The organism is Pseudorhodoplanes sp., assembly GCF_050250235.1.
Classification (GTDB): domain Bacteria; phylum Pseudomonadota; class Alphaproteobacteria; order Rhizobiales; family Xanthobacteraceae; genus Pseudorhodoplanes.
Map to the genome: position 1 here is coordinate 24,203 of NZ_JBFWPA010000050.1, position 26,468 is coordinate 50,670.

Annotated in this window: 33 protein-coding genes and 1 tRNA gene; 21 read left to right on the top strand and 13 right to left on the bottom strand. The window is 64.3% G+C overall.

Annotated features, from left to right (window positions below; genetic code table 11):
- Window positions 1–12: 12 nt before the first annotated feature.
- Window positions 13–291: a hypothetical protein gene (locus AB7F49_RS20770; RefSeq protein ID WP_428525824.1), complete on the top strand. Its 279-nt coding sequence runs from the start codon at window positions 13–15 to the stop codon at window positions 289–291.
- Between the two features lie 137 nt (window positions 292–428).
- Here AB7F49_RS20770 and AB7F49_RS20775 read toward each other — a convergent pair whose 3' ends face one another.
- The gene (locus AB7F49_RS20775) at window positions 429–857 is read right to left on the bottom strand and encodes a hypothetical protein (RefSeq protein WP_428525826.1); all 429 of its coding nucleotides are present in this window, start codon (window positions 855–857) and stop codon (window positions 429–431) included.
- Between AB7F49_RS20775 and AB7F49_RS20780 the strand changes: the two genes are divergently transcribed.
- Both AB7F49_RS20780 and AB7F49_RS20785 read left to right on the top strand, forming a co-directional pair.
- Window positions 841–1,050 (top strand): hypothetical protein, encoded by a 210-nt coding sequence (locus tag AB7F49_RS20780; RefSeq protein ID WP_428525828.1) that lies wholly within the window; start codon window positions 841–843, stop codon window positions 1,048–1,050. The genes AB7F49_RS20775 and AB7F49_RS20780 overlap by 17 nt on opposite strands.
- A 117-nt stretch (window positions 1,051–1,167) precedes the next feature.
- Entirely contained in the window at window positions 1,168–1,434 is a 267-nt protein-coding gene (locus AB7F49_RS20785; RefSeq protein ID WP_428525830.1) for a hypothetical protein, read from the top strand.
- Window positions 1,435–1,707: 273 nt separating this feature from the next.
- Here the strand turns inward: AB7F49_RS20785 and AB7F49_RS20790 are convergent, their stop codons facing one another.
- On the bottom strand, window positions 1,708–1,851 hold the full coding sequence (locus tag AB7F49_RS20790; RefSeq protein ID WP_428525832.1) for a hypothetical protein: 144 nt from the start codon (window positions 1,849–1,851) through the stop codon (window positions 1,708–1,710).
- A gap of 175 nt (window positions 1,852–2,026) precedes the next feature.
- Window positions 2,027–2,236 (bottom strand): transcriptional regulator, encoded by a 210-nt coding sequence (locus AB7F49_RS20795; protein ID WP_428525834.1) that lies wholly within the window; start codon window positions 2,234–2,236, stop codon window positions 2,027–2,029.
- Between the two features lie 47 nt (window positions 2,237–2,283).
- Here AB7F49_RS20795 and AB7F49_RS20800 point away from each other — a divergent pair, with 47 nt between their 5' ends.
- The 6 genes from AB7F49_RS20800 to AB7F49_RS20825 all read left to right on the top strand — a co-directional run bounded on the left by AB7F49_RS20800 (window position 2,284) and on the right by AB7F49_RS20825 (window position 6,006).
- Window positions 2,284–3,105 carry a LexA family transcriptional regulator gene (locus tag AB7F49_RS20800; RefSeq protein WP_428525836.1) on the top strand — a complete coding sequence of 274 codons (822 nt, stop codon included), beginning with the start codon at window positions 2,284–2,286 and terminating at the stop codon, window positions 3,103–3,105.
- 4 nt (window positions 3,106–3,109) lie between these two features.
- Window positions 3,110–3,679: a hypothetical protein gene (locus AB7F49_RS20805; protein ID WP_428525838.1), complete on the top strand. Its 570-nt coding sequence runs from the start codon at window positions 3,110–3,112 to the stop codon at window positions 3,677–3,679.
- Between the two features lie 86 nt (window positions 3,680–3,765).
- Window positions 3,766–4,014, top strand: coding sequence for a hypothetical protein (locus tag AB7F49_RS20810; RefSeq protein WP_428525840.1), 249 nt, complete (start codon window positions 3,766–3,768; stop codon window positions 4,012–4,014).
- A 3-nt stretch (window positions 4,015–4,017) separates the two neighbouring features.
- Window positions 4,018–4,200 (top strand): hypothetical protein, encoded by a 183-nt coding sequence (locus tag AB7F49_RS20815; protein WP_428525842.1) that lies wholly within the window; start codon window positions 4,018–4,020, stop codon window positions 4,198–4,200.
- Entirely contained in the window at window positions 4,197–4,376 is a 180-nt protein-coding gene (locus tag AB7F49_RS20820; RefSeq protein ID WP_428525844.1) for a hypothetical protein, read from the top strand. Before AB7F49_RS20815 ends, AB7F49_RS20820 begins: the two co-directional genes overlap by 4 nt.
- A 13-nt stretch (window positions 4,377–4,389) precedes the next feature.
- Window positions 4,390–6,006, top strand: coding sequence for a recombinase family protein (locus tag AB7F49_RS20825; RefSeq protein WP_428525885.1), 1,617 nt, complete (start codon window positions 4,390–4,392; stop codon window positions 6,004–6,006).
- Here the strand turns inward: AB7F49_RS20825 and AB7F49_RS20830 are convergent.
- From AB7F49_RS20830 to mnmA, 5 genes are all read right to left on the bottom strand, one after another.
- Window positions 5,963–6,039: transfer RNA gene (locus AB7F49_RS20830), tRNA-Met, on the bottom strand. The genes AB7F49_RS20825 and AB7F49_RS20830 overlap by 44 nt on opposite strands.
- A 109-nt stretch (window positions 6,040–6,148) precedes the next feature.
- Window positions 6,149–6,511, bottom strand: a complete 363-nt coding sequence (locus AB7F49_RS20835) for a hypothetical protein (RefSeq protein ID WP_428525846.1) — start codon at window positions 6,509–6,511, stop codon at window positions 6,149–6,151.
- Window positions 6,512–6,589: 78 nt separating this feature from the next.
- Complete coding sequence (locus AB7F49_RS20840) at window positions 6,590–7,021, bottom strand: ester cyclase (protein WP_428525848.1); 432 nt, start codon at window positions 7,019–7,021, stop codon at window positions 6,590–6,592.
- Window positions 7,022–7,274: 253 nt separating this feature from the next.
- Complete coding sequence (locus AB7F49_RS20845; RefSeq protein ID WP_428525850.1) at window positions 7,275–7,916, bottom strand: class I SAM-dependent methyltransferase; 642 nt, start codon at window positions 7,914–7,916, stop codon at window positions 7,275–7,277.
- Window positions 7,917–7,923: 7 nt separating this feature from the next.
- Window positions 7,924–9,117, bottom strand: coding sequence for a tRNA 2-thiouridine(34) synthase MnmA (gene mnmA, locus AB7F49_RS20850; RefSeq protein ID WP_428525851.1), 1,194 nt, complete (start codon window positions 9,115–9,117; stop codon window positions 7,924–7,926).
- Between the two features lie 288 nt (window positions 9,118–9,405).
- Here mnmA and AB7F49_RS20855 point away from each other — a divergent pair, with 288 nt between their 5' ends.
- The 10 genes from AB7F49_RS20855 to AB7F49_RS20900 all read left to right on the top strand — a co-directional run bounded on the left by AB7F49_RS20855 (window position 9,406) and on the right by AB7F49_RS20900 (window position 18,511).
- A complete protein-coding gene (locus AB7F49_RS20855) occupies window positions 9,406–10,752 on the top strand; it encodes a flagellar hook-length control protein FliK (RefSeq protein WP_428525853.1) in 1,347 nt (448 codons plus the stop codon).
- Window positions 10,753–10,769: 17 nt separating this feature from the next.
- Window positions 10,770–11,453, top strand: coding sequence for a flagellar hook assembly protein FlgD (locus tag AB7F49_RS20860; protein ID WP_428525855.1), 684 nt, complete (start codon window positions 10,770–10,772; stop codon window positions 11,451–11,453).
- A gap of 159 nt (window positions 11,454–11,612) precedes the next feature.
- On the top strand, window positions 11,613–11,888 hold the full coding sequence (locus AB7F49_RS20865) for a DUF1153 domain-containing protein (RefSeq protein ID WP_086088690.1): 276 nt from the start codon (window positions 11,613–11,615) through the stop codon (window positions 11,886–11,888).
- A 274-nt stretch (window positions 11,889–12,162) separates the two neighbouring features.
- Window positions 12,163–12,555 carry a hypothetical protein gene (locus AB7F49_RS20870; RefSeq protein ID WP_428525857.1) on the top strand — a complete coding sequence of 131 codons (393 nt, stop codon included), beginning with the start codon at window positions 12,163–12,165 and terminating at the stop codon, window positions 12,553–12,555.
- Window positions 12,556–12,717: 162 nt separating this feature from the next.
- A complete protein-coding gene (fliF, locus tag AB7F49_RS20875; RefSeq protein ID WP_428525859.1) occupies window positions 12,718–14,412 on the top strand; it encodes a flagellar basal-body MS-ring/collar protein FliF in 1,695 nt (564 codons plus the stop codon).
- Window positions 14,413–14,418: 6 nt separating this feature from the next.
- A complete protein-coding gene (fliG, locus tag AB7F49_RS20880) occupies window positions 14,419–15,513 on the top strand; it encodes a flagellar motor switch protein FliG (RefSeq protein WP_428525861.1) in 1,095 nt (364 codons plus the stop codon).
- Entirely contained in the window at window positions 15,513–16,160 is a 648-nt protein-coding gene (gene fliH / locus AB7F49_RS20885; RefSeq protein WP_428525863.1) for a FliH/SctL family protein, read from the top strand. Before fliG ends, fliH begins: the two co-directional genes overlap by 1 nt.
- Complete coding sequence (gene fliN, locus AB7F49_RS20890; RefSeq protein ID WP_428525865.1) at window positions 16,153–16,500, top strand: flagellar motor switch protein FliN; 348 nt, start codon at window positions 16,153–16,155, stop codon at window positions 16,498–16,500. The genes fliH and fliN overlap by 8 nt, the downstream gene beginning before the upstream one ends.
- A 151-nt stretch (window positions 16,501–16,651) precedes the next feature.
- A complete protein-coding gene (locus AB7F49_RS20895) occupies window positions 16,652–18,022 on the top strand; it encodes a sigma-54-dependent transcriptional regulator (RefSeq protein ID WP_428525867.1) in 1,371 nt (456 codons plus the stop codon).
- 147 nt (window positions 18,023–18,169) lie between these two features.
- Window positions 18,170–18,511, top strand: coding sequence for a DUF952 domain-containing protein (locus AB7F49_RS20900; RefSeq protein WP_428525869.1), 342 nt, complete (start codon window positions 18,170–18,172; stop codon window positions 18,509–18,511).
- A gap of 3 nt (window positions 18,512–18,514) precedes the next feature.
- On the opposite strand, the gene AB7F49_RS20905 is transcribed toward AB7F49_RS20900, so the two are convergent.
- Window positions 18,515–18,928 carry a DoxX family protein gene (locus AB7F49_RS20905; RefSeq protein WP_428525871.1) on the bottom strand — a complete coding sequence of 138 codons (414 nt, stop codon included), beginning with the start codon at window positions 18,926–18,928 and terminating at the stop codon, window positions 18,515–18,517.
- Window positions 18,929–19,042: 114 nt separating this feature from the next.
- On the opposite strand from AB7F49_RS20905, the gene AB7F49_RS20910 reads away from it, so the two are divergent.
- A complete protein-coding gene (locus AB7F49_RS20910; RefSeq protein WP_428525873.1) occupies window positions 19,043–19,936 on the top strand; it encodes a LysR family transcriptional regulator in 894 nt (297 codons plus the stop codon).
- A 12-nt stretch (window positions 19,937–19,948) separates the two neighbouring features.
- Here the strand turns inward: AB7F49_RS20910 and AB7F49_RS20915 are convergent, their stop codons facing one another.
- The 4 genes from AB7F49_RS20915 to AB7F49_RS20930 all read right to left on the bottom strand — a co-directional run bounded on the left by AB7F49_RS20915 (window position 19,949) and on the right by AB7F49_RS20930 (window position 24,038).
- Window positions 19,949–21,664 (bottom strand): flotillin family protein, encoded by a 1,716-nt coding sequence (locus tag AB7F49_RS20915; RefSeq protein WP_428525875.1) that lies wholly within the window; start codon window positions 21,662–21,664, stop codon window positions 19,949–19,951.
- Between the two features lie 11 nt (window positions 21,665–21,675).
- Window positions 21,676–22,305 (bottom strand): OB-fold-containig protein, encoded by a 630-nt coding sequence (locus AB7F49_RS20920; RefSeq protein WP_428525877.1) that lies wholly within the window; start codon window positions 22,303–22,305, stop codon window positions 21,676–21,678.
- A 6-nt stretch (window positions 22,306–22,311) separates the two neighbouring features.
- Entirely contained in the window at window positions 22,312–23,445 is a 1,134-nt protein-coding gene (locus tag AB7F49_RS20925; RefSeq protein ID WP_428525879.1) for a PspA/IM30 family protein, read from the bottom strand.
- 146 nt (window positions 23,446–23,591) lie between these two features.
- Entirely contained in the window at window positions 23,592–24,038 is a 447-nt protein-coding gene (locus tag AB7F49_RS20930; RefSeq protein WP_428525881.1) for a PaaI family thioesterase, read from the bottom strand.
- Window positions 24,039–24,161: 123 nt separating this feature from the next.
- Here AB7F49_RS20930 and flhA point away from each other — a divergent pair, with 123 nt between their 5' ends.
- Window positions 24,162–26,279, top strand: coding sequence for a flagellar biosynthesis protein FlhA (gene flhA / locus AB7F49_RS20935; protein WP_428525883.1), 2,118 nt, complete (start codon window positions 24,162–24,164; stop codon window positions 26,277–26,279).
- Window positions 26,280–26,468: the final 189 nt, after the last annotated feature.

Sequence of the window (26,468 nt, forward strand, 5' to 3'; positions counted from 1 at the left end):
AGAGGGGACGAAATGAACATCGAGGTAGCGGAGATCGCGGGGCGCCAGATAGCGCTGGAGGCCACAGTCTTTGCCCTGCTTGCGCGCGTCGCATCCCATGCAGACGAGCCGCCGGCTTTCCTGGTCGATGTCATGCGCAACGCGGAGCACAATGTGCGCGAAGCGGCGAAGGCCAGCGGCGAGCCGTTGCCGGATCAGGCCAAATATGCGCTTGCGGCCTTCGAGACTTTCACCGCCTCGGCGCTCATATTGTTGATGAATCTCAGCCCACCGCAGGGGCAGCCCGGCTAACCGGTCGGAGCCATCATCGTTCGAGGAATCACAGCCGGCGGGGCGACCACAGAGGGCGTCCTTCATCGCCCCGCCGGCGTTCCCATGCGCGGCTGAAAGAGCCACACCCCCGCGCACGGAAAGGAAAGGGTTTGCGCTCATCGCGGCGCCTCGGGCGTACAGACGACGCGGCCCTGCCGGTCGATTGCAAGATCGGTCTCGATGCAGACCTGACCGGCGCACACCATGCGCGACGAAATGAGGCCGAGCCCATCCGCGCCATGGACGATCAGCACGCATGGCGCGCCGATCACGACCGGCAGCGCGCGGCGATATTCGCGGGTGCCGGCCTGCGGGTTGCCGGTCGCGGCCGCATGCATGATCGCGGAGACGCCGGACATGCCGCCCGCGCGCGGCGGACGCTGCCAGACTTCCAGCATCGAAATGACGATGCCGAGCATGTAGACCAGCACGGCGAACATGATCACCGCGGCGAAGCGCTCCAGCACGCGGGCGATCGGCAGACGCGTGGTAGGCTTGGCAGCACCACAACGGTCGCGGGACACATTCATGGATCGCATAGTCATTTGGCGCCTCCGGTCGTTCGCCGTAGGAGTGACACCAGACGATGCAGTGCTGCTCGAACTGGGTTACGGACCCGCCGACGCACCGCAGAGCGTCGCGTTGCGCATAAGCGACGCACAGCTTGAGCAACTCGCGAACGGCATGCTGCAGGCCTACAAGCGCGCTCAGACGCGCCGGAAGAAGCGCTCGAACTAAAGACCCATTCGATCGCATCGCGACTTTCGACGCCGGCCTTGAGCGGTGTCATCGCGCGCCTCCGGCAGAGTTGCTAAGCTTGCAAAGCGCCGTCCAGAACCGATGGAGACAGCCGCCGTGAGCGAAAGCCCGCTTGACAGCTACGAAGTGCAATTGGCCGGGCGCCTGCTGGCAATCGAGGCCCTGATCACGATCCTGTTGCGGCAGAACCCCGCTGGCGGCCTTCGCATCATCCGACAGACCGAAGAGGCGCTGTCGCACACCGAAACACTGGCCCTGAAAGGCATGACGCCATCGCAGGCCAAACGAACGGTCGCGACATTCGCCGCCGGCCGCGAGAGCCTGGACGCGATCGCCACCAAGGTCCGCGAAGCGGCGCCATGACGCCTGCACGCGACTGTCCCAGCGCGCGATCGCGGCCTCGAACCGTTCGGCATCGGCAACGCGCCCTTGCGCACGCGCCTCGGCCGCGAATGATTTCAGTTCGGACAGCGAAAAGAGAAAATAGAGCGGGGGCATTAAGTTCACGGGAGTCGCGCACCCAACATCGCCGCGCGCACATTCATCCAGAAACGCGCCGAGAGGGTCGGTGACCGGCTGGACCTTGAGCGGTGTCATCGCGCGCCTCCGGTGGCGCGCCGGAGAGCCGCGCGCGGGTCAGATGATTTCGTTATTGATGACAGCCGCCGCCTTCGCGGTGACCTTGCGGTCGCCGCGGATAAGCTGATTGGCATTTTCCTCGGTGATGCCGAGCCGGTCGGCCAGATGGCGCGCCGGCTTGTGCGGCCACAGCGCGACCACACAGACGCCGAAGCGGCTGAGCTTGCGCGGCAGAACATTTGTTCTTTGAGATTTTTGGAAGAACGATTGTTCCTTGAAAAGCTTTGACCGCGGCGAGCGGCCTCTCGATGATTCGCGCATGCGAACGCCCCCACACAACCGGCACCACAAAGCCAAGGCAGCGGCCGCGCGCGCATCATCGTGCCACCACGCGCGCACCTGGCCGCGGATACAGGTCGGGGCGAAGCTCGTGGCGCGACACGCCGCTCTTGGCTTCGACCGCCAGCACGCGCCCGGCCGGACACCGTCGCCATTGCGATATCGCTTGCGAGCTAATGCCCAAGGCCCGCCCCAGACCGGACGGACCGCCAACCTTTTCCAGAGCGCGAATCAAGGCCTGTTCCATGCGCAATTGAAAGCATTGCTTTCAATTCATTGCAAGCAAGTCTTTCAATGCCAGCGGGCCGCCGTAAGGGCAGCTTTCAGGCCGCCATGATCAAGCAGAAGACAGCCGTCGACCGGGACCAGGGCCGCCGCATCGTGCGGGTCCGGGAAATCAACAACATGAGCCAGGAGGACTTCGCCAAGGCGCTCAAGGTCACGCGCGGCGCGGTCGGCAATTGGGAATTGGGCAAAGGGATCACGGCCAAAAACCTGAAAAAGATATCCGATGAATTCGAGGTGTCGTTTGACTGGCTCGCCAACAATCGCGGGCGCGCGCCGGGCGCGCGGGACGCCATCATTCCGTCTTTCGATCCCGACCTCGACGCCGCCGAGGCCAAGGCACGGGCGACGCTATCGGGCGACCAGCGCAGCAACATTCCCGCCGGCGAGATACCGCGCGTCGCCGCGCGCATCGGCATGGGCAGCACCGAGGAAGCCGAGCACATCCAGATTCCGGTCGGCAACGGATCGGTGGCGGCCTTGCCGATCATCGACACATGGAAAATTCCGGAACAGGTTTTGCGCCGCCGCCTGCCCGGCAGCATCAAGGCCGTGCATATCGTCGAATGCGAGGGCGATTCCATGGAGCCCCGCATTCGCGACGGAGACTTCGTGTTCATCGATACCGGACGCCGGATGCCGTCGCCGCCCGGCATCTTTGCGCTGAACGACGGCTTCGGCCAGACCCTGAAGCGACTCGAACTCATTCCGAATTCCGAACCGCCGCGCGTGATGATCATCCCGGAAAATCCGCGCCACCAGACCTACGAGAGAAACCTGGACGAAGTGGCGATCATCGGCCGCTATCTGTGCCGACTGACCATGGATTGAAAGCATGCGACCCTCCCTTTTTGCTTCAATAGCGGCAACCCCCTTCCTTCTCGCAACAACATGCTGCTTTGGACAAAATGCCGCCATCGATTGCTTCATGGCGCGCTCTGAATGCAAAGAATATATCAACAAGAGAGTTTGGATCACCGCGCCGCGCACCACGGTCCCAATGTGCCGAGCCCCCGGCATGCTACCAACATCCGACTGCAAAGATGTAGCCGCCCGCACATTCATTGTGAGATCAGTGATCGCACAAAGCGACCCGATACGCGCCTCTTTTGAGATTGAGACCGACAAAGGCGCTACCGCCTTCATGCCTCTGGTCAACGTGATTCACCTTAGCCTGCGCGACCCCGTCGCGGCGGCAAAAGAAGCCCGCGCCGCCTGCGAGCGCAAAGGTGCGCCAGCTATCGGCATGACCGTAATTCAAGCACATTCCACCTGCTGGGGGCGCCCCTTTCGGCGAACCAGATCAACAACAGCAGATGGCATCAAAGAATTACACAACTATCAATTTGGAGACCTAATTTTCCAAGACGGATCACTCAGCCAAATTATAGAACGCTCCCGCTAAGGCCCCACCTTAATGAAAGCATTACTTTCTTTATTGACAGAAATTGAAAGCAAATCTTACATTGGCGCCTCGCCATGGAGGAACCAATGTCAAAACCCGCTTCGCGAGACTACGCCCTTGTCGCCACGCATTCGCCCTATCTCGACCGTGCCGGCCTTCGGACCGAAGCCAAGATCGTCGGCCAGATGGCCGATGATTTTCTGGTCTTTGCCACCAATCGCGGCTGTGTCACCGAAGCCGATCTGGAGCTTGCCGGCTGGACCGCGTCGCAGATTGCCGCCCACGGCGCCGCAGCCGCGCGGCGCGCCCGCACGCTCGCCGCGGACCGGGGCTGAGCCGTGCAAGGCAGCAAGCGGTTTCGCACGGCAGCCCGCGCCGCCCTCGCCACCGCGATCGCGCGCGGGCTGCTCAAGCCCCATGGCGGACATTACGCGGTGCGCCGCGGCCGGCGCCTGCGCGTCTTTCAAAAACGGCATGTCGATCGCTTCCTTGCCGAGCACCCGGCACGGCCGCCGGCATGACACGGCCGCGCCTCATTGCCTCATCGCCGCGCCCGGACCATCCGACCCCGGCGCGGCCGCCTTTGACCGCGGACCAGATCGCCATCCTGGAAGCGCTTGCCGAAGGCACGGCGCTCGAAGATCACCGCGCCGCCGAACAAGCCGCGTCTCGCAAGGTTGCACAGCGCCGGCGCTAGGGGATTAGAACCCATGCGCGCCGCCATCTATGCCCGCTTTTCGTCGGACCTACAGAACGAACGCTCGATCGAGGATCAGGTCGCGCTGTGCAGGACGCTTTGCGAGCGCCAGGGCTTCGCCATCGTCCAGGTGTTCGCCGATCGCGCGATCTCGGGCTCGTCGATTGCCAACCGCCCGCAATTGCAGGCGATGCTGCGCGCCGCCGACAGCAAGGCCTTCGACGTCCTGGTCGCCACCGAAATCGACCGCATCGCGCGCGACCAGGGCGACTGGCACAATATCCGCAAGCGGCTCGATTTCCGGGGCATTGCAATTCATTGCCAGGGCGGTGCGGTCACCAAGATCGACGGCAGCCTCCGCGCGCTCATGGGCGAAATGTTCATTGAAAATCTGGTGGCGCATATCCGCCGCGGCATGGCCGGCGTGATCCGCGAAGGCCGCCACACCGGCGGGCGCGCCTATGGCTATCGCAAGACCGCGACGCCGGGACAGCTTGCGATCGACGATGCCGAGGCCGCGATCGTGCGGCGGATTTTTGAAGCCTATGCGCAAGGCGAGCCGCCGCGCGCGATCGCCGCGGCGTTGAACCGCGACGGCATCGCCGCGCCGCGCGGTTCGCACTGGAATGCGTCGACGATCAACGGCAATCGCGCCCGCGGCGGCGGCATCCTGTTCAATCCGCTGTATCGTGGCGAGATCGTCTGGAACCGGCTGCGCATGGTCAAGGACCCGGCGACCGGCAAGCGGGTGTCGCGACCGAATCCGCAAGGTGACATCATGCGCACAGCCGCTCCGCATCTGCGCATCGTGTCCGATGCGGCATTTGCCGCCGTGCAGGAGCGCAAGGCCCGCGAACGGCCGATGGCCGCCCACCTGCACCGGCGCCCGCCGCGGCCTCTTTCCGGGCTGTTGCGTTGCGGCACCTGCGGTGCCGGCATGACGTCGCTTGGCAAGGCCGGCAAGAGCGCACGGGTGCAATGTTCGGCGCATCGCGAAAGCGGGATCTGCGACAACGGCCGCAAGGTCGACCGCGACGCGATCGAGCGGTTGGTGCTGAATGGACTGACATCGACGCTCGGCCGCCCCGACTCGCTCAAGGTCTATGTCACAGCCTATAACCGAGCGCGCCAGCGGCTGGCAGCGAATGCGAACCGCGAGCGCACGCGACTGGAACGATTGATCGGCGAAAACCGCCGGGCCACGGATCGCACCATGCATGCCCTGATGTATGGCGATGACGACCCGGCCACGTTCCGCGAACCGATCAGACGGCTGGAACGTGACAGGGTCGCGCTTGAAGCAGCACTGGCCGCGTTGGACGAAAAGCCGAAACCGGTGGCGCTCCATCCGGGCGCGATCGCCGGCTTCGAGCGGGACCTCACGGAACTGCAGGCGGTGCTTGCAAACAACGACGACAGCCGGCGCGACAACGCCATCGCGGCGGTGCGCAAAATCGTCGACCGTGTGATCGTGCATGCGCCGCCGAACACCCGCGGCTTTTCGATTGAGATCAAAGGCAACCTCGCCGCGCTGCTCGGCGACGATCGCAGCCTGTTCACGGCGCGTTCCGAAGAGGGGGGATTGTTGGTAGCGGGGGAGGGATTTGAACCCCCGACACGCGGATTATGATTCCGCTGCTCTAACCAACTGAGCTACCCCGCCGCCTGGCCGGGCAGGGTCCGCAAACCCGGACCGCCCGAAAGCGTGCGGGATATAAGGTTCACCTCGAAAAGGTGTCAAGCAATCGTGCCGGAAAAACCGCGCCCGGCCCCTATTTCGGCGGTGGCGCGCCCCCCGGGCTCGCGGGTGGCGTGATCACCGGCATGTCGCTGCCGGTGCGTGGCGCAGGCGCCCGGATATGCGGGTCCAGCCCAAGCGGTGGGCAGATCACGCCGTCAGTGCGTGCCAGTTTGTCGCTGAGAAGCTCCTGACTCTGCGGAGCGGGGCCGTCATTCTCCACCACGTCGCCTCTCGCCAGTCGATCGCGGTCGGAACAGGCTCTCGGATCGAGCTTGGGAGGCGCGGGTTGCGCAGGAACCGCCGGCTCGCTGGTCTGCGCCCACAGCGCCGTCAAAGGCAAAAGCAGTGCAATTGCGGTCGCGGCGGCGACACCCGTTTTGAGATTGCGTGCCATGCCGCTCCAACCGCCAGGCCTCCAAAATTGTTCCTTGCCCGAAGCGGGATGCCGCAGCCGCGGCATCCCGTCATTCGGTCAAGCCGCTCTCGGGACGATCGCACCGATCTGGCCAAGGAAACTCAGGCCATCAAGATGCAGCCAGGTTTCCGCGATCATCCCATTCTGAATCCGGTACAGCGCCATGCCGGTGAACGACACGCGCTTCCCGGACGGCGGGACGCCGAGATAGTCGCCGGTATGGTCCACTTCCACGAGAAAGCGCGCGGCGACGCAATTCTCATCGGCCGTCAGGGCCAGCGTCCGATAGTTCATGTTGCTGAATGAACGGCCGAATTCGGCAAAGAACTGCTTGTATTCGCCGCGACTGGCGGGGTTGTGCCCGCACGGAAAACCGTGAGTCACGATGTCAGTCGCGACCGTGGTGTCGATAACCGAGAGATTGCCGGAATGGGTGCCGTCGAGGAATGCCTCCACGAGGGCACGGTTGCGTTGCGCAAGAATGGTCATGGGTGCTCTTTCTATTTCAGTGAACAGTATTGTTCACATACGAGGGGCATTAATGCCTGACCTCCCAGCTTGTCAATATTTAAATGAACAATTTTGTTCACTTAAATTTGGAGCCGTGGTCGCATCAAGGACACACCGGACCGGTTTGTGACCCGTCACCCAACCGTCACCGCGCGAAACGCCGTAGCGATCCGGATCGCTTGCTGCATTCCGGATCACGACAATGCTCGAACGCGAAAGCCAATCGGCAATTCTAGCGCGGCTTGCCGAACCGTATCATCGAGAAATGTCCGAGCGGCGGCATCGGCCTTCGCTCGATCACGCGCATCGGCGGATTGCGGTCGACCCAGGCCTGCAGGCGCGCCCACTCGAATTCCGGCCGCCAGCCAAGCCGGCGCGCGACAGGGGCGAATCGCAGTTCGAAGCTACGCCGCAGCCCGCCTTCCGCGCTGATATGGTTGACCAGGATGATCTCGCCACCGGGCCTGAGGACGCGGGCAAACTCGTCGAGCGCGGCATCCGGATCCGGAACCGTGGTAATGACATATTGCGCCACCACCGCGTCGAACGTCTGGTCCGGAAAACCGAGACGCCCGACATCCATCACCGACAGCGCTTCGACATTGTCGAGCTGAAGGTCGCGCTTGCGCGCTTGCGCCTTGCGCAGCATTGGCTCGGAAATGTCGATTCCGACCAGCCTGGTGTCGCGCGAATAATCCGGAAGCGAAATTCCGGTTCCGACGCCGACTTCGAGCACGCGTCCGCCGAGGCGTTCAGCCGCTTCGATCGAAGCGCGCCGGCCTTTCTCAAACACCGCACCAAAGACCAGGTCGTAGACCGGCGCCCAGCGCGCATAGGCCTTGGTGATGGTGGCTGTATCGAGCTCCCCAGCCATGCCCGTATCAGGTCGCGGTCGACACCGTTGCGACTTCCGGATTGTCAACGTTCGCAGCATGCGTCACCGGCTGCGTGCTCTTGATGAATCCGCCGCCGAGAACCCGCGCCTGACCCGCCGGCGCATCGTAAAACACGCACGCCTGTCCGGGTGCGACGCCGTCTTCGCCGTCGATCAGTTCGACTGCGACGCCCTGGTCACCCCGCATCAGCCAGGCCGGCTGTGGGGGTCGCGTCGAGCGTACCTTCACGAACACCTCGCGCCGTCCGCCTTCGAGCGCCTCGGCAAGCGTGCCGTCGCCGATCCAGTTCACCTCGCGCAGCCCGATGCGGCGCGTGCGCAACGCATCGCGGGGACCCACGACCACGCGCCGCAACGCCGAATCGAGCCTCACCACATAGAGCGGATAGCCGGCAGAGACGCCGAGGCCCTTTCGCTGACCGATGGTAAAGCGGATGATGCCGTTGTGGCTGCCAAGCACCCTGCCGTCGAGATCGACAATCTCGCCGGCATCGGCCGAGCCCGGCATCAGCTTTTCGATGATGTCGGTATAACGGCCCTGCGGCACGAAGCAGATATCCTGGCTGTCTTCCTTGTCGGCGACCGAGAGCCCGAACTTGCGCGCGGCCTCGCGAGTCTGCCCCTTGGTGAGGTCGCCCAGCGGAAAGCGCAGGATGTCGAGTTGCTCGCGCGTGGTCGCGAACAGGAAATAGCTCTGGTCACGCTCCTCTTCCCGCGCGCGATACAGAGCGCGGCCGCCGTCCGGCAGGGCGCGAGAGGCGATGTAATGCCCGGTCGCCATCACCGCCGCGCCGAGTTCCTTGGCGGTGTCAAGCAGGTCGCGGAACTTGATCGACTGATTGCAGGAAATGCAGGGCACCGGCGTCTCGCCCGCGACATAGCTTTCGGCGAACCGGTCGATCACCGCTTCCTTGAAGCGGCTTTCATAGTCGAGCACGTAATGCGGGATGCCCAGCGTTGCCGCGACGTTGCGCGCATCATGGATGTCGCGCCCTGCGCAGCAGGCACCCTTGCGATGCGCGGCCTCACCATGGTCGTACAGTTGCAGCGTGACGCCAACGACATCGTAGCCTTCGGACGCGAGCAGCGCCGCTGTGACGGACGAATCCACCCCACCAGACATCGCGACCACGACCCGAGTGTCCTGCGGCCGGCGGTCGACACCAAGCGAATTGATCATGAAGTCCGCGGCCTGTGCCGCACTCCCTGGAACGTCGGCGTTTCGCTGCCCTTTCCACGCCCGCTTGTACAAGGCTAGCGCAGGCCGAGGCAATCGGACCCGATATAGGGAGCGAAATAGGAATTTCCTGCCGGGTGACGGCTGCCCTTGCCGGTTTAGCCCCTTGCGCTCCAGCGGAGGCGATTGTTTTTTCTGGATTTTTTCGGGCGGATCGCTGGCGCATGGCTTGCAAAAGCGAACCCGCAGACCCGCTTTTCTCACCTGGAATTCGTCTGGAGTGCCGGATCAGTGACCAGCGTCACACCTGAAACATCCCTCGTGTCGCATCGCGCCGCCAAGTCGGACCGCGCGGAGCGGCCGACGGACATGCGCGCGCACGGCTCCTTTGCGGCCCTGATGGAAAGCGAGGCCCGCCCCGAACCCCATCAGACCGACCGCGCGCCGCGAAGAACGCAGACTCACCCGGCCGCCCGACCCGCGGACCGGCACGAATCGAGCCCCGAATGCGACGCACCGGCGCCCGCCGAGCCGGGCCGGGCTGACCCGTCCGCGGAGGCACCCGAAGAAGCAATCGTCATTGCGGAGGCGGCTGCGGGGGCAGAACCTGAGACGCCGCCTGCGACGACGGTCGCCGACGCTGCCGTCCCGGTCGCCGAGCCTTTGGTAGCGCCCGTCGCAAACGCGTTCCCGGCGCCGATCCCTGCCGACGCAGGCATCCCGACAGGCGCGAGCGCGGCCGCCCCGCAATTCGTCGCGCCGCAAGCCGTGGACATACCCGAGACAGTCCAGCCCGGCCAGACCGTGCCACTTCCCGCCGCTTCCGGCGAACCGGCGGGCTCCGGTGCCGATGCTGCGCCGCAGCCGCCGGGGCAACCGGACACGGCACCGCCGCAGATCATGGCCGTATCGATGGCCGAGAAAGAGCCCTCCGGCGAGCCCGACCTGGAAACCGCCAACGGGGCTTTGGTGCAATCGGACGAAGCGGAGGGTCAAGCGGCCCGACCTGGCAAGCAAGCTGCCAACCCCGCCGCGACGCCCCGTCCTGAGCTGACACCGGAACCATCCGGCGCCCCGTCTGAAACGGCGGTAAAGCCTGAAGAGCCCCTGCCCGCCGGAAAGTCGACGGTCGACTTGGCCGTGCAACTCGCCAGCCCCGTCTCGACCCATGCAACCGCGATCCAGTCCGCGTCGCCGCAAGCGAGCGGCGTGGCGCAGGCGGTACCGCTCCAGGCTCTTGCCGTCGAAATCGCGGCGCAATCGCGCGCCGGCAATTCAAGATTCGAGATCCGGCTCGACCCGCCCGAGCTTGGCCGCATCGACGTCCGGCTCGACATCGACCGCGACGGCAATGTCACGTCGCGGCTCGTCATCGAGCGTGCCGATACATACGACCTTCTCAGGCGCGACCAGTCCACGCTCGAGCGCGCGCTGCAGCAGGCGGGTCTGAAGACATCGGACCACGCGCTCGAATTCTCGCTGCGCGACCAGGGCTTCGCACAGCAGCGGCGTGATTCCGACGATCTTCCGCGCGGCGCCCGTGTCGCGATCCACGATACCGAGGTCGCGCCAAGCCAAGCCGCGAATGGCTATTCCCGTGCACTCGGCGCGCGTGGCGGCATCGATATCCGCGTCTGATCCCAAAGGTGACCAGCATGTCCACCATCGCAGAGACCACCACCTCCATCACCGCCGCGGTCAATGCCAACACGCCGGCCAATCTGGCGAACGACACGCTCGCCAGCAACTTCACCACCTTCCTGCAATTGCTGACGACGCAACTGAAGAACCAGAACCCGCTCGATCCGCTGGACACCAACCAGTTCACCCAGCAGCTCGTGCAATTCGCGCAGGTCGAGCAGCAGCTGAAATCCAACACCCAGCTCGAAACACTGGTCTCGCTGCAGAAAACCGCGCAATCGACACAGGCACTCGGCTTCGTCGGTCATACCGTCGCGATCGACGGCCAGACCTCGCGACTGACCAGTGACGGGGCGGGCTGGAGCTTCAATTCTCCGAAGCCGGCTTCCGCCACCATCAACATTTTGAATTCTGCCGGCGCCACCGTATTCACGGGCAGCTATTCGCTCAATTCCGGCATTCAGAACTTCGTCTGGGACGGCCGCAACAATTCGGGCGTCAAGCAGCCGGACGGTGACTATACGCTCTCGATCACCGCAAAGGATGCGGCGGGCCAGGGCGTTGCGGTCTCCACCGAGATCCAGGGCGTTGTCGATTCCGTCGACCTGTCCAAGAGCCCGCCGACGCTGTCTGTCAACAACACCGATCATGCGCTCGACAAGATCAAGCGCGTCGTGCGTCAGCTCGGTGCGTCCTGACGCAACACGTATCGAATCCCAGCGTATTAACGGGCGATTAAAACCATGCGCGCCGCGGGGCTCGCTGGCATTTCTCAATTGAATGTTGCGCTTAGGCAAATCTTAAGCGGGTCAAGCTACATTCAAATGAGTTTGTCGGTTGAGTGTGTGAGTGCAACCATGACTGAACCTCATCGCCCGAGGGTCAAGTATGTGATCGGGCCGGACGGTTCTCCGCTCACGATCGCGGATCTGCCGCCGCCATCGACCAAGCGCTGGGTTATCCGCCGCAAGGCGGAGGTGGTCGCGGCCGTGCGCGGCGGCCTGCTCTCGCTCGAAGAGGCCTGTCAGCGCTACACGCTCACGACCGAGGAATTCCTGTCCTGGCAATTCTCGATCGAGCAACATGGCCTTGCCGGCCTGCGCACCACGCGCATTCAGCAATATCGTCAGTAAGCTTCGGTTAAGTTGCGTTAGCGAAGGCTGAACGCCAGCCGCGGCTTTGCTCATTCATGATCTCGCGAACCACATCGTGCAAGCGATCGCACTGGCAGCGTTTGCAACAGCGTGCCTGCGACTTTCCATTGCATGGTTGCGCTGCATCGTCGACCGCCGCATGTGCCGCATGCGCATGTGCCACATATGACACTCGCCTCGCGGAATGTGGATAATCGGCTTCCAGTCCGACCATCCCCCGGCTAGACTGCCCCGGCTGGTCCCGGAGCCCTTCATGCCAATTCGACCGACCGTCCTTGCGCTCGCAGCGCTCGTCGCCGTCACCATTCCCGCCTCCGCGCGCCAGCTCGCGGTCGGCGCCGCTGCCGGCTATTGGGAGCCGCCCGGTTTCAGGGCGGTGCCGGTCTATACGCCACCCCGCGGGCCGGCCTGGACCCCGGTCGATACCACGCTCGGCTACCCGTTCCGGGAGCCGATCTATTCGACCCCGCGGGGCTACAAATACGTCTATGTCCGCGGCTATTACTGGAAACGCCTGCGCAACCCCTATGCGCCGCGGGTGTACCGGCGGCCGGTGAAGGTCTCCACCGTCAAGAGGGTGCGCCGCGCCCCCTGCGTTACCGATATCGGGTTCGGCCGCTACGAAATGTGCCGGCGCTGGTACTGACAGCGGCTGGCAGACCGGAGCGGAAGCAGAGGGCGGGTCACCCCGCCCTTTTTCGTGCCCGCGGGGATCCGTCGCCGGCGTCGCATCCGTTAACGGCATTAACCGAATGGAAACCATACGCACGGCAAATATTGCCGGGTCGCGCGTTGGGGGGACTCTTCGGTGCAAGGTCTGGTCGAGTTCGTAAAGACTCTCGGTGCTACGCGTGTCATGGCCATGGCCGCGGTCGCGGCCGCGCTGATCGGCTTCTTCGCCTTCCTCATCCTGCGCGTGACCGCGGTGCCGATGACGCCGCTGTTCACCGATCTCAGCTTCGAGGATTCGTCGGCCATCGTCCGCGACCTGGAGCGCCAGGCGATCGCCTATCAGACCCGCAATGACGGCGCGATCATCCTCGTCCCCAAGGATACCGTCACGCGCCTGCGGATGAAGCTCGCCGAATCGGGCCTGCCGAAGGGCGGCGGGGTGGGCTACGAGATTTTCGACAAGTCCGACGCCCTCGGCGCCACAAGCTTTGTGCAGAATATCAATCACTTGCGTGCGCTCGAGGGCGAGTTGTCCCGCACCATCCGCTCGATCGACCGGGTGGCATCCGCGCGCGTGCATCTGGTGCTGCCGGAGCGCCCGCTGTTTTCCCGCGAACGACAGGAGCCGTCCGCATCCATCGTGCTGAAGCTGCGCGGCTCGCTGGAAGCCCAGCAGGTTCGCGCGATCCGTCATCTTGTGGCGTCGGCGGTGAACGGGCTCAAACCAACCCGGGTCTCGGTGGTGGACGAAAGCGGCCGCCTGCTGGCCGACGGCGCCGACGACAACCTGTCCGGCCTGGGCGGCAGTGCCGACGAACGCAAGACCGCCTACGAACGCCGCCTGCGCGAGAGCGTCGAAAATATCGTGTCGTCGGTCGTTGGTCCCGGCCGTGCGCGCGTCCAGCTGACCGCCGATTTCGACTTCAACCGAATCACCCAGACTACCGACAAGTTCGATCCCGAGGGCCGGGTGATCCGATCGAGCCAGACCCGGGAGGAGACGCTAGCCTCACATGAGGCGCGCGAAGGCCAGGTGACGGTCGGCAACGAACTGCCGGGCGCCCAGGCCAAGCCCGGCGAAGCCGGCAACAAAAGCGACAACCGCAAGAGCGAGGAAATCGTAAATTACGAAATTTCCCGCACCACCAAGACCGAAGTGATCGAAGGCGGCCGTGTCAACCGGATTTCGGTCGCGGTCCTGGTGGACGGCACCTACACCAAGAACGGCAGCGGCGAGTCGGTCTATGCACCTCGCGACAAGGAGGAGCTCGATCGCATCGCGGCGCTGGTGCGCTCGGCGATCGGCTTCGACCAGCGACGTGGCGATCAGGTGGAAATCGTCAATCTACGCTTTGCAGAGCTGCCGCAAAATCTCGCGAGCGCCCCGAGAGGCTGGCTCGATTTTCCGGAACTGACCAAGGACGACATCATGCGCGGCATCGAGACGCTCGTGATGGGCATTCTCGGCCTGATCGTCCTGTTCTTCGTGATCCGCCCGCTGGTGCGCCGGATCGTAACGCCAGACCTGCCGCAAGGAACCGTGCTGCCGGACGGGACCATCGTCGGGCCAAATGGCGCATTGCTCACGGGCGGCGCCAATGTCACCGCCGGCGCGGCGGGTGCAATCACCGCATCGGGCGGGCCGAATGTCGCAATCGTCGGCAGCGACCAGAACGTGGCGATTTCCAATCACACCTCGGCAATGATCGATATCGCCAAGGTGCAGGGCCAGGTGCACGCGCAATCCGTCCAGAAGGTCGGCGAACTGGCCGATCGCAATCCGCACGAGACGGTCGCCATCATCCGTCACTGGCTCCATGAGGCGGCGTAGCAAGACATGGCGAGCGTGCAGGAAAAATCCGAACTGACCCAGAGCGATCTTGCCGAGATCATGGCCGGTCTCGCGAGCCGTCAGGCCGAGGCGCCGAAGCCGAGCCGCCGCCTGGCCGGGCCGGAGCGGGCGGCGGTGCTGATGCTCGCACTCGGCGAGGAATATGGCGGCAAGATCTGGGGGCTGCTCGACGATGACGAGTTGCGCCAGCTCTCTATCTGCATGTCGACGCTCGGCACCGTCGAGTCGGGCATGGTCGAGGAGCTGCTGCTGGAATTCGTCAGCCGCCTCTCCGCTTCCGGCTCGCTCATGGGCAATTACGAGGCGACCGAACGGCTTCTGCAGCAATTCCTGCCCGCGGATCGGGTCGGCGGCATCATGGACGAGATTCGCGGGCCGGCCGGCCGCAACATGTGGGAGAAACTCTCCAACGTCCAGGAAGACGTGCTCGCCAATTACCTCAAGAACGAATACCCGCAGACCATCGCGGTGGTGCTCTCGAAACTCCGGCCGGAACACGCCGCGCGCGTGCTCTCGATCCTGCCCGAAGACATCGCGCTCGACGTGGTGAACCGCATGCTGCGGCTGGAGTCGGTCCAGAAGGAAGTCATCGACCGGGTCGAGCAGACGCTGCGCACCGAATTCATGTCCAATATCTCGAAGACGCGGCGTCGCGACTCGCATGAGGTGATGGCTGAAATCTTCAACAATTTCGATCGCCAGACCGAGACACGGTTTCTCACCACGCTGGAAGAAGACAATCGGGATGCCGCCGAACGCATCAGGGCGCTGATGTTCACCTTCGACGATCTGGTGAAGCTCGACGCCGGCTCCGCGCAGACGCTGATGCGTCACGTCGACAAGGACAAGCTCGCGGTCGCGCTGAAGGGCGCGAACGAGGCGGTGCGGCAGTTCTTCTTCACCAACATGTCCTCGCGCGCCGCCAAGATGCTGGCCGACGACATGGCAAATCTGGGCCCGGTGCGCCTGAAAGACGTGGACGAGGCGCAAGTGCTGCTGGTCAATCTCGCCAAGGATCTCGCGGCGAAAGGCGAACTCATCATCTCCAAGCAACGCGGCGATGAGGAGCTAGTCTATTGATGAGCGCGCCCGCAAAATTCATGTTCGATCTGGACTTTGCCGCACCTAAGGCATCGAACACGGTGCCGCTCGCAGACCATCAGTCGAAGCTCGCCGAGGCGGAGACCCGCGGCTATCGCAACGGCTTTGCCGCCGGCCAGCATGAGGCCGCGGGCGAGAATGCGCGGCGGCTCGCGCTGGCGATGGAGAGCATCGCTCACTCGCTGTCCATGCTGACGCGCGGGCTTGCCAATGTCGAACTTCGGGTGGAAGCCGAAGCCGTCGAGGTCGCAGTTGCGACCGGCCGCAAGCTCGCCGACGCACTGATCGCGCGCGAACCTTTCGCTGAGATCGAGGCGCTGGCGACCGGCTGCTTCCGCGAACTCGTAACCACGCCCCATGTGGTCGTTCGCCTCAACGACGTCCTTTATGCCGAAGCGCAGTTAAGGCTTGCCGGCATCGCCCGCGAGACCGGCTTTGACGGCCGGCTGCTGGTGTTGGCGGAGCCCGACATCGCTGTCGGCGATTGCCGGATCGAATGGGCAGACGGCGGCATGATCCGCGACAGGGCGGCCGCCGATGCATGGATCGGCGAAACGGTGCGACGGTTTATCGATGCGCGGGCCGCGCCCGTGCAGGCGGAGTTGAAAGGCAGCGACGATGAGTGACACTGTTCCATTCCCAAATCTGGAAAATGGCGGGGTGCCGCAAGGCGATATCGCGATCGCGACCGCGGGCGACGCGGAATCCGGCGGCAAGACCGCAGCCGATCTCGAGGCGCTGTTCGACGTACCGGTGCGCGTCTCCGCGGTGCTCGGCCGCTCGCGTATGAACGTTTCGGAATTGCTGCGCCTTGGCCCCGGTGCGGTGCTCGAGCTAGACCGCAAGGTCGGAGAGGCGATCGATATCTACGTGAACAACCGCCTCGTCGCGCGCGGCGAGGTGGTTCTGGTCGAAGACAAGCTCGGCGTCACCATGACGGAAATCATCAAGGCGGACAAAGGATGATGGAAATTGCGAAAACTGAGAGCGGCGATTGGTGACCACAAATGCCGGTAATCACACGAGCTTCGCCGATTCGTCATTCGCTGTACGCTACTCGTTATTCGCGATTCGTGATTCGGTCTCTTCCAACCGGTAGGTCGTAGGATTCAAAGCCATGCGTCTCCTGATCGTCGGCACACTCAAGGGCCAGCTCACGCTCGCCACCAAATACGCGATGGACAAGGGCGCCGCGGTGACCCACGCCGACAATGCCGATCAGGCGCTGGCGGTGCTGCGGTCCGGGCGTGGCGCCGATCTACTGATGGTGGATGTCGCACTCGACATCGCCGGCCTCGTGGCGCGGCTCGCCGCCGAGCATATCCATGCACCGATCGTCGCCTGCGGCATCGAGACCGACGCCAGGGCGGCGGTCGCCGCGATCCATGCCGGCGCCAAGGAATATATCCCGCTTCCGCCGGATCCCGAGATGATTGCCGCCGTGCTTGCCGCGGTCGCCAACGACGACCGCGAGATGGTGTGGCGGGATGAGTCGATGGGCCATGTGGTCCGGCTCGCCCAGCAGATCGCGGGCTCCGATGCCTCGGTGCTCATCACCGGCGAAAGCGGTACCGGCAAGGAAGTGCTGGCGCGCTACGTGCACACCCGCTCGAAGCGAGCGAAGAAGCATTTTATCAGCGTCAATTGCGCAGCGATCCCGGAGGCGCTGCTGGAATCCGAATTGTTCGGGCACGAGAAGGGCGCGTTTACCGGCGCGGTCGCGCGGCGCATCGGCAAGTTCGAGGAGGCCAATGGCGGCACGCTGCTGCTCGACGAAATCTCGGAGATGGATGTGCGGCTGCAGGCGAAGCTCCTGCGCGCCATTCAGGAGCGGGTGATCGACCGCGTCGGCGGGACGAAGCCTGTCCCGATCGATATCCGCATCATCGCGACATCGAACCGCAATCTCGCCGAAGCCGCGCGCGCCGGCTCGTTTCGTGAGGACCTGCTGTTCCGGCTCAATGTGGTGAACCTGCGCATTCCGCCGCTGCGCGAACGGCCTCAGGATGTGCAGGCGCTGGCCGACCATTTCATCGACAAGTATTCCAGAGCCAACGGGCTTCCGCCGCGACCGCTCTCGGCGGAGGGCCGCAGGGCACTCTCGCTCAATTGCTGGCCTGGCAATGTGCGGGAACTGGAGAACACGCTCCATCGCGCCGTGCTGCTCACCAGCGGCGCGGAGGTCGGCGCCGACGCGCTCATGACCCCGGACGGCACGCGGCTCAACGCACCGCAATCATCCGCGCAGGTCACGCATGCGATGGTTGCCGCCGAGCAGGTGACCCGCGCACTGGTCGGCCGTACCGTGGCCGATGTCGAGCGCGACCTGATCCTGGAGACGCTGAAGCATTGTCTTGGCAACCGGACGCACGCGGCGAATATCCTGGGCATCTCGATTCGTACGCTGCGCAACAAGCTCAACGAATATGCCGACGACGGCGTGCCGGTGACGCCGCCTCATGGCGGAGAAATGCGGTTCGCGGGGTAGTACACGACCGCGCTCGTGTCCCGGGCGCGTCGCAGCATCAGCGAAGCGCAATGATGCGATGCAGAACCGGGACCCATTTGGTATGATTGGGTCCCGGCTCTGCGGTGCTCACTTCGCGCCGCACCGCGTCCGGGACACGAGAGCACCATGCCCACCATCTATAAAATCCTCCCCGTCTCGCTGTGGGCCGACGCGCAGCGCAGCGGCGTCTTCCGCGGCGCCGCCATCGATCTCACCGACGGCTACATCCATTTCTCGACTGCCGAGCAAGCCGCCGAAACCGCGGCGAAGCATTTCGGCGGCCAGCACGATCTGGTGCTGCTGCATGTCGACGCGGACGCGCTTGGCAACGCACTGAAATGGGAACCCTCACGCGGCGGCGCGCTGTTCCCGCATCTCTACGCCGCACTTGACCTGAAACACGTCAGACGCGCCGACCCGCTGCCGCTGGACGGCAACGGGCGGCACGTATTTCCGGACCTGAGATAGCCGTCACGCCTGCAGCGGACGCAAGCCCGTCCATGCCGGACTGAAGGCATAGGCACCGGCGCCGATCAGCGCCTGCACGATCGAGGCAACGATCAGGAACCCGGGATATTCCCAGCCGCCATTGGCTGCCGAAAACACCCAGCCATTGGGCAGATGCACGGCAAGCGCACCGAACAGGATCGGCAGGCCGGCGAGCGCGACCAGCCGCACCTGGAAGCCGACGATCAGCGCAATGCCGGCCAGCAATTCGGCGGCCACCACGACATAGGCGGTCCAGGCCGGAAAGCCCTGCGCGGCGAAGAACCCCGCCGTGCCGGGCAGCGTGAATACGAAAACCTTGAGCAGCCCGTGGGCGAGGTACATGGCGCCAAGGGCAAGACGCAGGATGAATGCGCCGTATTCGGATGTGTGGGTCATGGGGGTTCTCCAGCCATTGAAGAAAGCGGTTGCGATGGCCGGATAGCTAGCCTTTGCTCCTTCGCAACTCTATAAGCAGCATTGCCAATCGTATTTGCAAAATTGCAAGATTCGATGACCTTCGCCTGGGACGACCTGCGCTTCGTTCTCGCCATCGGCCGCAGCGGCAACCTCGCCGCCGCTGCCACGGCGCTGTCCGTCAATCACTCGACCATGTTCCGGCGGTTGAACGCGATCGAGGCGTCGATCGGCGCGAAGCTGTTCGAGCGTCTCGCCACCGGCTACCGCCCGACCGAAGCCGGTCAGCGTCTGATAGAAGCGGCCGAACGGATGGAGACCGAGGCGCTGGCGCTTGACCGCGATCTGACCGGACGCGACACGCGGCTGAGCGGACAATTGCGCGTCACCTGCTCAGAAACGCTCGGTCTCAAGGTGCTGACGCCGCTGATCCGTTCCTTTCGCGATAGGCACCCCGGCATCGTGGTCGAACTGTCCGTCGACAACCGTCAGGTCGACATGGCGCGCCGCGAGGCCGATGTGGCGATCCGCGCCACGCGGCCGGCGGAAGGCGATCTGTTCGGGCGCAAGATCGCGGATATTCATTGGGGCTTTTTCGCCGCACGGGATTATCTGGCACGGCGCTCGCGACCGAAAATCCTGTCCGCTCTCGGCGGCCACGATCTCATCGGATGGGCCGACAACGCGCCGCAGACAAAGGCGGGGGCCTTTCTGCAGCGGCAGGTGCCGCGCGCCACGTTCGGGTTTCGCGCCAACGGCTTCGTAAGCCAATACGCCGCCGCGCGCGCCGGACTGGGGATCGCGCTCCTGCCGATCTATCTTGCGGCGGAAGACGGGGAACTGGTCCCCGTTCTCGGCCGCGTTGCCGACCTCGTTACCGAGATGTGGATCGTCACACACCGCTCGCTGAAGGATACCGCGCGCGTGCGCACTTTCATGGACGATGTCGGCAACGGCGTGAAGCGCGAGATTGCACGCCTGAGCCGGTAGCAGCGCGCACGTCTATTTTGGCTTCGGCGTCTGCGTCGACCCGCCATCGCCGAGTGTCGCGGTCACCGGTCCTGTTGCCGGTGTTTCGATCCCGCCGAGCAATGCCTGGATCGGATCGGCGCCGACAAAGCCGGCCTCCTTCAGAAGCCGATCGAGGACCGGCTTGTTGGCCTGATAGGCAAGCAACTGCCCCGCGATGCCGTCACCCAGCCCGACCGCGTTGCCATGCCCGTTGCCGTCGCCGCCACGACCCAGCATGCCGCCGGTGTCGAAAATCCTGATGTCGGAAATCTTCTCGATCGGCTTCACCGCTTCCGCCAGCGCCTGCGGGATGACCTTGATGCGCTCGCGCATCAATTCGTATTCGATGATCGCCGCGCTCAGGCGGTTGCGCGCCTCGTTCAGAAGCTGCTCGTTCTCGGCGGTCGCCTTGCCCATCTCGCGCACGCCCGCGGCCTTGACCTTCGCGGCTTCGGCTTCTGCCGATGCCAGCGTCTGCATTGCCTCGGCCTGATCGAGCGCGGCCTGCTTTTCGGCCTCGGCAGCAACGGTGACCGCGGTCGCCTCGGTCTCCGCCTTCTTCTTCGCATCGATCACGGTGATCTGCTTCTCGCGCTCGGCTATCTCCACCGCGCGCGCGGTCGTGACCTTTTCCTCGGCGGCAATGGCGAGCGCCCTCGCCTGCTCGGCCGCGGTTTTGGCCTCGGATTCCTCGCGGCTCTTGTTGGCTACCGCGATCGCGCTTTCCTGGGCCACGATCTGGATATCGCGCTTTGCCTCGGTGTCCTTCTGCTGCACCGCCAGCACGGCGACGATGTTGGCGGTCTCGCGCACCTGCTTGGCGGATGCCTCGCGCTCGGCCACCGCCTGCTCCATGGCGATCCGTGCCTCTTCCTCGGCCCGCTTGGCCGCCTGTTCGGCCTGCGCCGCCTCCGCGCGCGTCGCCGCGCTCTTGTTGGCGATGTCGCGCTCCTGATTGAGTTCGGCTTCCCGCTTGGTTCGCTCGATCGCGAGCGAGCGTTCGCGCGCCTCAAGGTCTTTCTGCGCGATCGCCACTTCCGTGTCGCGCACGATCTCGTTGCGCTCCTTCTTGCGGGCCTCGGTGATACGGGTCAGCGCCGCGAGCCCCTGGGCGTCGAAGAAATTGTTGGCATTGAAGTGCTTGATGTCGGTCTGGTCGAGCCTTGTCAGCGACACCGATTCCAGCTCGAGACCGTTCGACTGGAGATCGGCGCCCACCGCCTCCTGCACCGCCTTCACGAAATCCATGCGCTGTTCCTGCAGCGCATCGAGCGGCATGGTGGCGGCGACCGAGCGCAGGCCGTCGACGAATTTCGCCTCGATCAATTCACGCAACTCGGTGGCATCGTTGGTGCGGTCGCCCAGCGTCTGCGCCGCGAGCGCGATCGAGGACGCGTCCGGCTTGACGCGGACGTAGAATTCCGCGCCGATATCGACGCGCATGCGGTCCTTGGTGATCAAGGCCTCGTTCTCGCCGCGCCGGACTTCAAGACGCAGCGTCTTCAGGTTGACGCGTGCGATCGAGTGAAAAATCGGCAAAACCAGCGAGCCACCATCGAGCACGACCTTTTGCCCGCCAAGGCCGGTGCGCACATAGGCCTCGTCACGCGTCGAGCGGGTGTAAAGCCGCGCCAGAATCAGTCCGATCGCGAGGATGACGACGACCGCGATTGCGGCGGGAAGCAGCAGCGCAGTGAGAGTGTCCATAGCAAGCCTCGTCAGCGATTGAGGAGATCGTCAGGAGCCGGGATGGCCAGAAATGTCGTTCCGTCGCGGTCGACCAGCAGCACATTCGCGCCGACCGCCATCGGGCCGTGCCCCCTGGCGGCGCGGGCGCGCGGGAAATGCCAGTTTCCATGAGCGTCTTGCAGTTTCACGCGGCCAGGCAGCCCGGCATCGAGCGGGCCCATCGTGACGACCGCAATACGACCGATGAAGTCGGATTCGTCGACGGCATAGGATTCGTCGCGCGGAATGATGCGCGCGACCCATCGGCTCGTGGTTCTCACCACGGGCAATGTCGCGGCCAGCGCAAGCACGCTGAATATCGCAGCCGGAAACGGGATCGCAGTCCCCTGCGCGACCGCGGTAATGGCAAAGCCGATCAGCGAGAAGGAGCCGAGCGCGAGCAGAATCAAGATCAGGATTGGGACACGGCCGGCATTCAGCCAGTCGAGGACGCCGAATGCCGAGCCGTGACCGTCGCCATGGGCATCCGCCGCGTGATCGAACCACTGGCTCACCGGATATCCGATGAGCATGCCGGCCAACTCCACCGCCGTCAGCCCAAGGACGATCAGCGCCGCGATCGCGAAGGGCTGGGCCTCAGGTGCGAGCAGAAGCTGCATGGCGGGTCAGCCGGTGGTCTTGAACCGAGCGAGCCGTTCGGCGATGGCGCGCTCGCGGTGCATGCGGTCAAGCTCCTCCAGTTCGGCGCTGCCGCTCGCGGATCCGCCGGGCACGCCGGTGACGCGCGTGACGGCCGCAGACGCCTTCGCCACGGTCAGATCGGGGGACGAGCGTCGCCCGGTCGTGCCGCCATCGGCATCGTGTTTCTGGACGCTGCGCCTGAGATCGGCCAGGCGCGCTTCGGCTTCGCGGCGCGCCGCGAGCACCGCCTGCATCGCCTGCTGCCCTTCCTCGATCCGCTCCGCCACATCGGCCAGCGCCTTCTCGATCGCCGCGACCTGCGACTCGAGATCGATCTGACGTGCCACCGCGGCCTTCGCCAGATCCTCGCGGCCCTCCTTGAGAGCGAAGCGGACCTTCTCCTCGAGCGCTGCGATCTCTTCCGAAATTTCGGTGCGACGGCTCGCGATCCGGTGCTCCTCGGCCCGCGATTTTCCAAGTTCAGCCCGCGCCTCCTCGGCAGCAGAATCGATTTCGCGGATCGCCTGTTCGACGATCGCCACGCCGTTCGCGCCCTCGGCTTTCTCGATCGTGGCATAGGTGACGCCTGCGATGAGACGGCCCATGCGCGACAGGATGCCTTCGTGAATCATGGTCTTCTCCTCGGTTGAAATATGTGGGTTGACGCCGATCCGGAGTTCAAAGACGCCGTGGTCAAAAACCAGGCGGGCGGGCAGCGAACCTTTCCAGCCATCGGTGTAGCCGGCGACGTCGAATGGCACGATGACGCGGCCGGCCACGGTGCTGATCGACAATTCGGACGCGCTCTTGAGGGTGTAGAGCTTGTCATCGAGCGGGATGCCCGCGACCTCGTCTCCGGCGCGCCGTGCCGCAAAATCGCGAAGTCCCAGCGTGACCAGGCGCGACGGCAGGCGCGTGCGCTTTCGAACCGTCTCGTAGGCGAGCGCATGCAGCGTGACGAGATTGGACCCGGCACTGGCGGCAAGCTCGCTGATGATTTCCAGCATCAAGCCGTATTCGGCGAGGGTATTGCGCAGCGCCGTTGCGGCGCTCGAATCCGGCGCGAGCACATAGCGCAGCGTCGCGGAGGCTTGGACTTTGGTAGCAGCAGGTCCCATAGCCCCAAATTAAAAGCACTTCTTTGGTGCTTTCAAGCCGCGGCGACCGTGTGACCCGCCTCTTGCGATGCAACAAGCCCGATATGGTTCTCGAAAGACTGAGGAAATCCGTCGCTTTCAACTGTCGTTGATGAGCGCGTGATCACTTACATCAGCGCGTAGGCGCTCGACACCATGGCCACCGGCTTCACATCGAAGGCCGATGCCAGCATCACCTGTCCAAACGCCATGGTGCGGCCCATGCGCACGATCCGCGCATCGGCGAGCACATCGGCGTTGGATGCCGGTTTCAGGAAATGCGAGGTCTGGTCCACGGTGGTCATCGGCCGGTAGCGGCCCGATGCCGATGCCACCGCAAATACCATCGCGGTGTCGGCGAGCGACATTAGGGCCTGCCCGCAGATCACGCCACCCTCGCGGCACAGCCGCTCGGAAAACTTCATCCGCAGCGTCGCACCGGCCCCGCCTTCGGTCCCCGGCGGGTGAATCGCTTCGATCGTCAGTTGGAGATCCTGGACCCAGGGCGCGAACACGTCGGCCAGGAGCTGTTGCGCTGCGGCTGCATCGAACGCGCCAATTTCCGATTCGGCCATCAAAGTTCCCCATTTTGGTCCGGATGTTAACTGTTCCCCGGTGCTACGGCACCCTTGTTAACGGTTCCCTAACCATGAACCGGGCAGATATTGCCTAGGGGTTGAGGGGTCTTCCGGTTTCCGATGTCCGACATTTCGGCTGCTCCATCGCGCGGGCGCTTCACGCTGCCCGCCATCGGCAAGATTGCGTCACTCGCCAAGCGCGGCGATCTGCTGCTCGCCGCCGGCGTTCTGACCATTCTGGTGGTCCTGATCCTGCCGCTGCCGCCGGTCGTCCTCGACCTGTTTCTGGCGGTCTCGATCACGGTGTCCGTTCTGATCCTGATGACGGCTCTGTTCATCCACACGCCGCTCGAATTCTCTTCATTCCCGACCGTGCTGCTGATCGCGACCATGCTGCGGCTTGCGCTCAACCTGGCTTCCACACGCCTGATCCTGGCGCATGGCCATGAGGGGCCGGCGGCCGCCGGGCATGTGATCGAAGCCTTCGGCAATTTCGTGATGGCGGGCAATTTCGTCATCGGCATCATCGTATTCACGATTCTGGTCATCGTGAATTTCGTGGTCATCACCAAGGGCTCCGGCCGCATCGCCGAAGTCGCCGCGCGCTTTCACCTCGACGCCATGCCGGGCAAGCAGATGGCGATCGACGCCGACCTGTCCGCCGGTCTGATCGATGAAAATCAGGCGCGCAAGCGGCGCAAGGAACTGGAGGACGAGAGCGGCTTTTTCGGCGCCATGGATGGCGCCTCGAAATTCGTGCGCGGCGACGCCATCGCAGGCCTTCTGATCGTGTTCATCAATGTGATCGGCGGCATCATCATCGGCGTCTCGCAGCAGAATATGGGATTTCTGGATGCCGCCAAGGCCTACACGTTGCTGACGGTCGGCGACGGCCTGGTCACCCAGATTCCGGCGCTGATCGTCTCGACCGCGGCCGGCCTGCTGGTCTCCAAATCGGGCGTCTCCGGCGCCGCCGACAAGGCGCTGATGAAGCAGCTGTCGGGCTATCCGAAGGCGCTCGGCATGTCGGGGGGCGTCATGCTGATCATGGCGCTTCTGCCCGGCATCCCGATGCTGCCGTTTCTGCTTCTCGGAGGCGGGGCGAGCGCGCTCGCCTACCACCTCGACAAGCATCACAAGGCACTCGCGGCAGCGACCCGGCGCGAGGAAAATGCCGCCTCCGCTGCCGCCCCCGCCGAAGAGCCGATTTCGAGCGCGCTGAAGATCGACGATCTCAAGATCGAGCTGGGATACGCGCTGCTGCCGCTCGTGAATGCAAACGACGGCGGGGGCGACCGCCTGACCGAGCAGATCAAGGCGCTGCGGCGCGCGCTTGCGATCGAGATGGGCTTCGTGATGCCGGCGGTACGCATCCTCGACAACGTCCAGAGCGACGCCAACACCTATGTCATCAAAATCAAGGAAGTGGAGGCCGGTGCCGGCAAGCTGTGGCCGAGCCAGTTCATGGTCATGGACCCGGCCGGCGGCCAGGTGAACCTGCCCGGGATCCACACCACCGAGCCGACCTTCGGGTTGCCGGCAACCTGGGTCGATGCCGTGCACAAGGAAGACGCGGCGGTGAGGGGATATACCGTGGTCGACGCGGCGACCGTGCTCTCGACGCATCTGACCGAGCTTCTCAAAGCCAATGTCGCCGACCTGCTTTCCTACGCCGAGGTGACCAAGCTCGTGAAGGAATTGCCGAAAGAGCAGGCCGAGTTGCTCAAGGACATGGTACCCGCGCAAATTTCGATGTCGGGCATTCAGCGTGTGCTGCAGATGCTGCTCGCCGAGCGCATTTCGATCCGCGACCTCTCGACCATTCTGGAGGGCGTGGCCGACGCCGTCGCCTTCACCCGCAATCCGGCACAGATCATGGAGCACGTCCGCACCCGGCTGGCGCGGCAGATTTGTGCACAGCACACAACGCCATCCGGCTATCTGCCGCTGGTCGCGATGTCGGCGAAATGGGAGCAGGCCTTTGCCGATTCCCTGATCGGCCAGGGCGACGACCGCACGCTGGCTATGCAGCCTTCAAGGCTGTCGGAATTCATCACACTCATTCGTGAACGCTTCGAGGAGGCGGCGCGCGATGGCGAAGCACCGGTTCTGGTCACATCCGCGTCAATCCGCCCGTTCGTGCGCGGCATCGTGGAACGCTTCCGGTCGCAGACGCCTGTCCTGTCGCAGTCGGAAATCCATCCGCGCGTCCGGCTGAAGACGGTCGGCAGCATCTGACGCCGCAAGCGATCGTTTCAGCGCCTGTTCGCAGCAAAATTTGCGGATTCAAAGCATTAACCACCGGCGCAAAAGGCGCGCGACTGGGGCACAACAGTCACGTAGTTTCACATCTGGTCAACGAGATGTGAACGCCCCCTGCGGAACCGAGGGAGGCGCACCACGTTAGGCCCACGTCGAACGGGAGTT